Source organism: Caldibacillus sp. 210928-DFI.2.18 (genome assembly GCF_020554505.1).
In the GTDB taxonomy this organism is placed as follows: domain Bacteria; phylum Bacillota; class Bacilli; order Bacillales; family Caldibacillaceae; genus Caldifermentibacillus; species Caldifermentibacillus hisashii.
Window position 1 is genome coordinate 1 of sequence record NZ_JAJCHL010000101.1, and the last position, 9,838, is coordinate 9,838.

The following is a 9,838-nucleotide window of genomic DNA, read 5'->3' on the forward strand; positions in this document are numbered from 1 at the left end:
AGCTAGACAATAAAACTAATCCCAAGTTAATTGCTTGTATTTTTATACTTTCTTAACGTATAAAGAAAACTCGGGCGTCCGAGCCTTTATGCGAGAGCAGATCCGTAGTTCAGCGAAAAAACATTTTCGCTTGCGAGGTAATGCTACCGAAGTCACTCTAGTGCAGCATTAGGAAAGTCCTGCTATTAGCTAAAAAAACCGGGGCTATATGCCAACCGGTTTTTTAGTACGTTAAGGAAACAGTGCTTCAAGAGTGAAGTACTTTTTCAATTTTATCAAATGCCCAGTCCAATTCGTCCTTTGTGATAATAAGTGGTGGGGCAAATCGAATAACATTTTCATGGGTTTCTTTACAAAGTAGCCCGACCTCTTTCAGTTGTTCACAATACAGACGTGCCGGTTCATCCAGTTCAACACCAATAAACAAGCCGCGTCCCCGAACTTCTTTTATATGGGGATTTGAAATCGTCTTCAATTTACCGATAAAATATTCCCCCAGTTCTAATGAACGTGCAGGTAAATCTTCCTCCACAATTACATCAAGGGCTGCAATGGAAACGGCACAGGCCAATGGATTACCGCCAAATGTCGAACCGTGCGAACCCGGATTGAAAACGCCAAGTATGTCATCATTGGCTGCTACACAAGAAATTGGCATAACCCCTCCGCCAAGTGCTTTTCCTAAAATATATACATCCGGCTTGACTCCTTCCCAATCACAGGCAAACATTTTACCGCTTCTGCCTAAACCGGATTGGATTTCATCAGCCATGAACAAAATATTGTTTTCTTTACAAATTTCATAGGCTCTCTTAAGAAATCCTTCAGGTGGTACGATAATACCGGCTTCTCCCTGAATCGGTTCAATCAGGAAAGCGGCAGTATTTGGTGAAATTGCAGCCTGTAACGCATCAATATCGCCATACGGAATACGTTTTATTCCCGGCAACATGGGTCCAAAACCGCGTTTATATTCCTCTTCGGATGATAAGGAAATCGCTGTCATCGTTCTTCCGTGAAAATTCCCTTCACAAGCAATAATCTCAGCTTGATTTTGCCGGACACCTTTCACATCATAAGCCCAACGTCTTGCAGCTTTAAATGCCGTTTCAACTGCTTCGGCTCCGGTGTTCATTGGTAACACCATATCTTTTCCGGTTAATTTTGAAACTTTTTCACACCAAGGCCCCAGCTGGTCGTTATGAAAAGCCCTTGATGTAAGTGTTACTTTATCTGCCTGTTCTTTCAATGCGCGGATAATTTTCGGGTGACGATGACCTTGATTAACCGCAGAATAGGCACTTAACATATCCAAATATTTCTTTCCTTCAGGGTCCTTTACCCATACTCCTTCTGCTTCCGCAATAACAATCGGTAGCGGATGATAATTATGAGCACCATATTTATCTGCTAGCTCCATTAATCTTTCGGATAATTGTTCCTTCATTTTTCTCCCCCTCTCATTCAATAGTTTATCATATCCTCACGAGAGCTCAACTGGGCAATCATATGCCGCGTTCCGGAAATTTACACTTTTTTTAAATGTAAAACGAAAGTCTTCAAAAGGAGGGAAATTGCGCCAAGAAGTGCAGGAAAGTTTAGCGCCTCTGAAAATTCTCGATATTTATCCTGACACGTTTGGCATTGTACCACAGTCAACTTGGAGCTCCTCGTCAAAAAATTCCCCATCCTTTCCTAAACATGTTTGGCAATGGTAATTCCGTCACCCCAAGCTCCTAAAGATAAATTCTCCATACAGCCAATTGCAGAAAAACTCAAGCTTTTTCCCGAACTTCTTGAAATCCTCTTTTAACAAATAAAAAGTATAGCATCTATATACTATACTGTTGTAAAGCAACGATATTCCGAATCATCAAAAATTTCACGGAGTAAATCGACGCAATTAAATCCTTATACAGCGACTATTTCTTCTGAATCATACCTTCATTCTTTTTTGATTCTTCAATCCACTCGGTAAGTTTTTCCTTCAGCGAATTAAACCCTTGACTGGATGAAGCGAGTAACTCTTCCAAATGATCTTTATTATATTCCTTATGACGGGGATTTTTTTCATTATGGTCCGAATCCGTAACCGCCTTTAACGATAAACTAATTTTTCCGCTCTCTTCATCAATCGCTATAACTTTAACAGAAACCTCATCGCCTACTTCTAAATAATCATGAATATCTTTTACATACCCATTGGTTATCTCAGAAATATGAATAAGTCCTTGCCGATCCTCACCGATTGCAATAAACGCACCATACGGCTGTATCCCTGAAACTTTTCCTTTTACAATACTACCCACTGCAATTTTTTCATTCATGAAAACACTCCTAAGTCTAAAATCCATTATAATATTTTACCATATACAAAATTGTTTTTCAAAACTTGGTAACAACTTCTTGCAATTTTAATAAGTTTAAATTTCTAAAAAATGTCACTATTTTAAATGAAACCAAGAAACAAATTATAGTATAATAAACTTAGAAATATGACGAGGAGGGGAGAAAGATGCTTACAATTGGACAAAAAATAATGGAATGTCGGGAAAATTTTAATATGTCTCAAGAAGAACTGGCAATGCGGATTCGAAAAAGTTTAAAAATGGTTCAACAGTTGGAAGAAAATCAAATGACCCCTGATCAAGATACCCTTTTTAATTTATCCAGTGTATTGGATATTCCAATTTCAGACCTGATCGATTGCTGTAATGAACAAAAAATACTTCATTAATCAAGAATTTTTTTCAAGATATGTATATATTTAGTCATTTAAGGCAAAACTACAACTACTAGGCTTTCAAGTATTCCCCCCCTTTTTGATGTGGACAACCTATTTTGGTTTGTCCTTTTTTATTTGCCTTTTATCCGAACAACTTAGCTTCTGGAGGGAAAAAATTGTGGTTACGCCATTAATCAACACGAAAAAATACGTTAATGTCAGAGAAATTAATGGAATTGATTTTTACTATGAACATTATCAAAACCGAAATGCAACAAAAACCCTATTTTTCATTCATGGTTTCCTTTCATCAAGTTTTAGTTTTCGCTACGTAATTCCTGAATTAATGGATTCATATGAAATTGTTTCAGTTGACTTCCCCCCTTTTGGCAATAGTGGAAAAACGTTGGACTTCACTTATTCTTATAAAAATATAACTGCATCGCTGTTAAAATTAATTCATGTTCTAAACTTAAAAAATGTTTCCATCATTGGTCATTCGATGGGCGGACAAATTGGTCTTCATATGCTTTATCAAAGTCCGGAAACTTTTGAAAAGGCGGTCTTGTTGGCAGGTTCCGCGTATTTAAAACAGGTTCGAAAATCGCTTATTGCCCTCAGTTATTTGCCGTTTTCCGGTATGTTTGTGAAAAGATGGTTAATCAAATCAGGCGGTGTTGAAGGAAATTTAGCCAAAGTGGTTTATAATAAATCTATTATCACCGATGAAATGGTAAAAGGATATTTGGAGCCTTTTATCAAATATGACAATATATTCCGTGCCCTAGCAAAATTTATTCGTGACCGAGAAGATGACCTGCCGCAACCAATTCTAAAAAAAATAAAGACTCCGATCCTCCTTGTTTGGGGAGATTCCGATAAAATTGTACCTATTGTCGTCGGTAAACGGTTGAAAAATGATTTGCCTGACTCAGAATTAGTTATTTTGCCAAAAACCGGACATCTCATCCCTGAAGAAAGACCGGAACGAACCGTTGAACTGATAAAAAAATTTATTCAATGATATAGGTCTTGGGTGGCTTGTTAAAACTGGACTTCTAATACTAATCCGGTCAACTGATAAAAAATAAAGGCTTTGCGTGGCTGAATCGGGAAACCGGATATCTATTCTGACCAGCTATTGAACTGATTAAATTTTGCTCAGGCTCAATCGGGTAGCTTGCCAAATCCGGCATTTTCTTTTTACAGATAGACCAGAATAAACAATTTATTATAATCGAATTGAATGTGTTATGATTAGAGAAAAAATGGGGGGAATGAACATGAAAGAATTTGATACATTTATAGAACGGAAAGGTACAGACTCCGTGAAGTGGAATGCTTTAAAAACCATTTATGGTACGGATGACCTGCTGCCTATGTGGGTGGCCGATATGGACTTTGCCTCGCCGCCGGAAATTACTGAAGCCATAGAAACTCGGGCCCGTCATGGTGTTTTTGGATATGGGCAAGCTTCACCGGATGTTTTCCAAGCTGTAAAAAATTGGGTTCATAAGCGGTACCAATGGGATCTTGAAGAAAAATGGCTTCTTCCCAGTCCGGGTGTCGTTACCGCTTTGGGTTTCGCCATCCAGGCTTTGACGGAAGAAGGCGATAAAATCTTAATCCAAACACCGGTATATCATCCTTTTTATCATATGATCGAAAATAATCACCGCATCGTTGTGAAAAATCCATTACTTTTACATAACGGAAAATATGAAATTGACTTTGCAGATTTTGAAGCAAAATTAAAATCCGGGGTGAAGCTGTTTATTTTATGTAATCCGCATAATCCGGTCGGGCGTGTTTGGCGTCGAGAAGAGTTGGAGAAACTTGGGGACCTTTGTCATAAATATGGCGTCAAAATTGTTTCAGATGAAATTCATGCCGACATTATTTATAAACCGAATCAACATATTCCGATTGCCAGTTTAAGCTCGAATTTACAAGAATTGACCATTACCTGCATCGCACCGAGTAAAACGTTTAATATTCCGGGCTTGCAGGCGTCATTAATGATCATTCCCAATGCTGAATTGCGTAAAAAGGTGCAAACTGTGCAAGGAAAAATTAGTTTTCACGGACTAAACATATTTGGTCGTGTCGCACTAGAAGCCGCATATAAACACGGTGAAGCGTGGCTTGAAAACTTGCTTACTTACTTACAAGACAATCGCGACTATGCGCTGCAGTTTATTGAACAGGAAATTCCGTCGGTGAAGGCCATCTCCCCGGAAGGAACGTATTTACTGTGGATTGACTGTCGCAGCCTCGGGTTATCTGACAACGACTTAAAAAAATTGTTGGTAGAAAAAGGAAAATTAGCTTTGGAACCGGGCGGCAAGTATGGTGTCGAGGGTGAAGGATTTGTCCGGATGAATATCGGCTGCCCGCGATCATTGCTGGAAGATGGGCTGGGACGTTTAAAAAAGGCTTTATCTTAAGCGTATGGTTAGGTACTTGACGGTAAGGTGACTCGATGAACAAGCTTTTGCGAGAACTTATAGAGTCGCCCGATGCAGATTTTTATAAAATTGGTCTCGAATACTTTTTCGAAAATTCGCCTGTATTTGTCCTTTAAAATCTGATACAGCATAAATAAAAGGGGTGTCCGAAAAGTCATTTTTTCGACTTTTGGATGCCTCTTTCATGCTTTAAAAGATTGAAACATCATATGTTTATTAGGGGATTTCTACTTTCCGGACAACCCCTTCACCGTTTTCTCCCCGTTTCATCCAAATTCTGTTTAATTTGCTCTTCTAATTCCTTTGTCCGCAGTTCTTCCTTTTTAGAGTATTTAATAATCCAAAGAAAAGTGAGGATGCAAAAAATCAAAAAGATTGCAAATGAAATTAGCGCCGGAATATATTCTGATTTATCTTCCGGAAAATAGAGATAAAGCATCCTAAAACACCCCTAATATTCGTTCAATTTCTATAATTATAGCAATTTTTCAGATACGTTGTAAAGAAAACTCGGCGACTGCCAAGCCTTAAAGCGATGGCAGAGCCGTAGTTGGGCTTATGCGTTAGGAAAGTAGAAATTGAAAAATTTATACTTTCCTATTAGCTATTAGCCAAAAAAGGAAGTCGGGTCGCTACCGATACAAATAGTCGACCCTTCCATATGATTATTCGGCGACAGTAATTTTCTCAATTACAACATTTTCAATTGGACGGTCTCCGGCACCGGTCGGAACGGTAGCGATTTTATCAACAATATCCATCCCTTCGATAACTTGCCCAAATACAGTATGACGGAAATCGAGCCATGGTGTCCCGCCGTTTTGTTGATAATGCTCTATAATTTCATCCGGATAACCGGCACGTTTCATTTGATCGGCAAAACCCGGATCCATATCTTGTTTTTGTACAATAAAAAATTGGCTTCCGTTCGTATTCGGCCCGGCATTCGCCATACTTAAAGCTCCACGGAAATTGAACAAGTCCGGGGAAAACTCATCTTCAAACGAATGACCGTAAATACTTTCCCCACCCATACCGGTTCCGGTCGGGTCTCCTCCTTGAATCATGAAATCTTTAATCACACGATGGAAAATAATCCCTTCATAATAACCATTTTTTGCATGGGTAACGAAATTTTCCACTGTTTTTGGCGCATATTCAGGAAATAATTTCAATTTAATTGTCCCTTGATTGGTCACCATTTCAGCGACAATTTCATTTGCTTGCACTTCCGGAGTAAATTGTGGATACATTTTTTCGCTCATTCCTTCATCTCCTTAATTAATGGGATTCAACCCGATAAGTCAAAATATTATGTAAAGTTTCCTCGCATGAATCGCCACTTTTTTCCTTTACCTTTCTGTATGGTAAAACATCTGAATCACATTATCAAGTTTTCTTAACTTTATATTTGATTTTTTAGGCTTATCTTTTGAAAAATATCTCGTTTTGATCAAATCGCAAACTTATCCAATGGTAGTTTTGTTAACAGGAAATTTTTTCCTATAGGCACATTTTTATCCCTTTAAAAATAAAATATTTTATCGTTGCAAAGAAGGGGTGTTTATCAATGTGCGGTATTACAGCTTGGATTGACTTCCGAAAAAATTTAAAAGGTGAATATGATACGGTAAGAAAGATGACGGAAACATTATCAAAGCGCGGACCCGATGACACAAATATTTTTATTGATTCACATGTCGCTTTCGGTCATAAACGATTAGTTGTTGTCGACCCAATCGGAGGACGGCAGCCGATGACAAAAATATTCGAAGGCAAAACCTATACATTGATTTATAATGGTGAGTTATATAATACTGAAGACATTCGGCGAGAGTTGATAAAAAGAGGCCATCAGTTCAAAGGCCATTCGGATACAGAAGTGTTACTTACCTCTTATATTGAATGGAAGGAAGATTGTGTCCACCATTTGAACGGAATTTTTGCCTTTGTCATTTGGGATGAAGCAGAAGAAAAAATCTTTGCAGCGCGTGATCGGCTTGGAGTAAAACCATTTTTTTACAGTGAAAAGGGCAGTTCTTTAATTATTGGTTCGGAAATAAAAGCGATTCTTGCCCATCCGGATGTTGAGGCAAAAATTGGCTTTGACGGATTATCGGAAGTCTTAGCTTTAGGACCTTCCCATACTCCTGGACACGGCATTTTTAAAGGAGTCATGGAATTGCGCCCGGCCCATGCCCTCACTTTTACCCGGGATGGCTTGAAAGTTTGGCGTTATTGGCAGGTGAAAAGTGAGCCACACCCGGATTCTGTGGATGAGACGGTTGAAAAGGTACGTTCTCTAGTGAGAGATGCCGTTGTTCGTCAGCTTGTTTCCGATGTGCCGGTCTGTACATTTTTGTCCGGCGGTGTGGACTCCAGCGCAATTACCGCGATTGCGGCGGAGCATTTTGCCAAAGAAGGAAAAGGCCGACTTCACACGTACTCCATTGATTATGAAGGAAATGACCAGTATTTTCATGCAACTGAATTTCAACCAAACTCAGATGCTACGTACATCCAGTTGATGTCAGATACATTTCATACGGTCCATCATAGATGTGTAATTTCCAATGATGAGCTTGTTGAATACTTAACAGAGGCAGTCCTTGTCCGTGATTTACCCGGAATGGCAGACATTGATTCTTCCTTGTTATGGTTTTGCCGGGAAATAAAAAAGGATTTTGTTGTAAGTCTTTCAGGAGAATGTGCCGATGAAATTTTTGGCGGCTATCCGTGGTTTCATAAAAAACATGAGCTTTCATCCAGCCAATTTCCGTGGATGCGATCAATTAATGCTCGTAATCATTTATTGAGTGAAGGGTGGCGTCAAAAATTAAACATCAATGAATATATCGAGGCTCGGTACTTAGAATCGGTAACAGAAACGCCGCTACTCAATGGAGAATCTGCTGATGAGGTGGGGCGCCGGCAATTATTCTATTTAAATATGATATGGTTCATGACAACCTTGCTTGAGCGGAAAGACCGGATGAGTATGGGGGCGAGCCTCGAGGTCCGCGTCCCGTTTGCCGATCACCGGCTAGTCGAGTATGTTTGGAATATTCCATGGGAAATGAAAACATTGGGCGGTCATGAAAAAGGCATATTGCGGAAGGCTTTGGAGGACATTTTACCAAATGAAATCCTTTATCGTAAAAAAAGTCCGTATCCGAAAACCCATAATCCGGGTTATACAAAAGGAGTTATCCGGTGGCTTGAAAGTATTTTAGCAGACAAAAGTTCTCCACTCCATGAATTTTTCAAGAAAGAAACGCTTTTGGAATTGGTTCAGTCCGGTGGGGAAAAATTTGACGTCCCTTGGTTCGGGCAACTAATGACCGGTCCACAGCTTCTCGCCTTCCTCGCCCAGTTCCATGTATGGTTTAAGGAATATGGGGTGACGGTGGTAGAGTAAGATGATTATATGAGGTGCATGGCAATTTTTCCTTATAAAATCGGTCAAAGCCGGAAATTATGTTTGCGAGACCGTTTCGCAAATAAAGTTAGAAGATTACTTATATTTTATGTTTTGATTAGCGCCCAAAAAGGTTTGATGAAAAGATTTTCAACAAATATCGTGTGGACTTTACCGAGATGCAATTTGAGCGTTCTTTTTTGAATAATGGACTGTTTCGGTTTATATAATTCCAGTCCAAAAGCATAGGCAAATCCTTCATATTAGAGGGATTTTTTTTGATGTTGGTAAAAGGTTTTTCTTTTACTTTCGAAATTTCCATCCGCGCAAAAGCCTTTTATTTTGTCATTTTGCAAATACACGCTAATATGATAAATAGAAGTATCAAACTGAAGGGAGTACTAAAATGGATACCTCAATTCAAATTGGTTCGATCGTCCGTGCACATAAGAAAACGGGGACATATATCGGGGAAGTTACTGCGATAAAAGAAAACGATTATTTAGTCCGCATTCTAGCTGTTATCAAACATCCGATGCAAGGTGATCTTCATCATCCAAAACAAGCGGATGTACCGTTTTTCCATGAACGGAAAGCGTTAAGCTACCGTGAACAAACCCCTGTCCCGAAGAACATGGTTAAACTTTATGATGGCGAGGTTCCGGAATACAAGGAATCATTGAAGGCCGCATATGATAAGTTGAAAAGTGAATTAGAAGCAGATGATTCTTTGTTTGCCGAAAAAAGCTTACGGTGTCTGGAAGAATTAGCGAAGGAGTATTTTTAATAACTAAATTTGCTTATGCTATTGGAATTGAAGTAAGTAATTGAGATTCCCATTCTAATTTCGTCGCTAAACTTGAGCATCTCTCGGCTTAAAATGGTGACGAGAACGAGTTTCGTCGTCAAAATAGTGCTTTTTCCAACTCGAAATGGCGACGAGAATAGGTCTCGTCGCCAAAAAATAGAGTTTCCGACCACAAAATGGCGACGAGAACCTGGCTCGTCGTCAAAATTGCGCTTTTTCCAACTCAAAATGGCGACGAGAATAGGTTTCGTCGCAAAAAAATGGGGTTTTCCGCCTCAAAATGGCGACAAGAATAGGTTTCGTCGCCAAAAAATGGGGTTTTCCGCCTCAAAATGGCGACGAGAATAGGTTTCGTCGCCAAAATTGAGAGGTTTTCGACCAAAAATGACGACGAGATTAGGTTTCGTCGCCAAAAATAT

General features: G+C 39.2%; 10 protein-coding genes. 6 read left to right on the forward strand and 4 right to left on the reverse strand.

The genetic code is table 11. From position 1 onward, the window contains the following. Nucleotides 1-247: 247 nt before the first annotated feature. Nucleotides 248-1,447, reverse strand: coding sequence for an ornithine--oxo-acid transaminase (locus tag LIZ98_RS15370; RefSeq protein WP_227140176.1), 1,200 nt, complete (start codon nt 1,445-1,447; stop codon nt 248-250). Between the two features lie 475 nt (nt 1,448-1,922). Beyond that, the gene (gene yugI, locus LIZ98_RS15375) at nt 1,923-2,327 is read right to left on the reverse strand and encodes a S1 domain-containing post-transcriptional regulator GSP13 (RefSeq protein WP_227140175.1); all 405 of its coding nucleotides are present in this window, start codon (nt 2,325-2,327) and stop codon (nt 1,923-1,925) included. A gap of 188 nt (nt 2,328-2,515) precedes the next feature. Between yugI and LIZ98_RS15380 the strand changes: the two genes are divergently transcribed. The 3 genes from LIZ98_RS15380 to LIZ98_RS15390 all read left to right on the forward strand — a co-directional run bounded on the left by LIZ98_RS15380 (nt 2,516) and on the right by LIZ98_RS15390 (nt 5,172). Next, entirely contained in the window at nt 2,516-2,737 is a 222-nt protein-coding gene (locus LIZ98_RS15380) for a helix-turn-helix domain-containing protein (protein ID WP_034772034.1), read from the forward strand. A 166-nt stretch (nt 2,738-2,903) separates the two neighbouring features. Then, the gene (locus LIZ98_RS15385; RefSeq protein WP_227091598.1) at nt 2,904-3,749 is read left to right on the forward strand and encodes an alpha/beta fold hydrolase; all 846 of its coding nucleotides are present in this window, start codon (nt 2,904-2,906) and stop codon (nt 3,747-3,749) included. Between the two features lie 253 nt (nt 3,750-4,002). Continuing rightward, nucleotides 4,003-5,172, forward strand: coding sequence for a MalY/PatB family protein (locus LIZ98_RS15390; protein WP_227140174.1), 1,170 nt, complete (start codon nt 4,003-4,005; stop codon nt 5,170-5,172). 268 nt (nt 5,173-5,440) lie between these two features. On the opposite strand, the gene LIZ98_RS15395 is transcribed toward LIZ98_RS15390, so the two are convergent. Next, on the reverse strand, nt 5,441-5,632 hold the full coding sequence (locus LIZ98_RS15395; protein ID WP_034772039.1) for a hypothetical protein: 192 nt from the start codon (nt 5,630-5,632) through the stop codon (nt 5,441-5,443). 226 nt (nt 5,633-5,858) lie between these two features. Then, on the reverse strand, nt 5,859-6,458 hold the full coding sequence (locus LIZ98_RS15400; protein WP_034772041.1) for a peptidylprolyl isomerase: 600 nt from the start codon (nt 6,456-6,458) through the stop codon (nt 5,859-5,861). 305 nt (nt 6,459-6,763) lie between these two features. Here LIZ98_RS15400 and asnB point away from each other — a divergent pair, with 305 nt between their 5' ends. The 3 genes from asnB (at nt 6,764) to LIZ98_RS15415 (ending at nt 9,767) form a co-directional block, all read left to right on the forward strand. Then, nucleotides 6,764-8,611: an asparagine synthase (glutamine-hydrolyzing) gene (gene asnB, locus LIZ98_RS15405; RefSeq protein ID WP_227140173.1), complete on the forward strand. Its 1,848-nt coding sequence runs from the start codon at nt 6,764-6,766 to the stop codon at nt 8,609-8,611. Between the two features lie 406 nt (nt 8,612-9,017). Beyond that, the gene (kapB, locus tag LIZ98_RS15410) at nt 9,018-9,398 is read left to right on the forward strand and encodes a kinase-associated lipoprotein KapB (protein ID WP_041845248.1); all 381 of its coding nucleotides are present in this window, start codon (nt 9,018-9,020) and stop codon (nt 9,396-9,398) included. A 93-nt stretch (nt 9,399-9,491) separates the two neighbouring features. Continuing rightward, nucleotides 9,492-9,767: a hypothetical protein gene (locus tag LIZ98_RS15415; RefSeq protein WP_227203123.1), complete on the forward strand. Its 276-nt coding sequence runs from the start codon at nt 9,492-9,494 to the stop codon at nt 9,765-9,767. Nucleotides 9,768-9,838 lie beyond the last annotated feature (71 nt).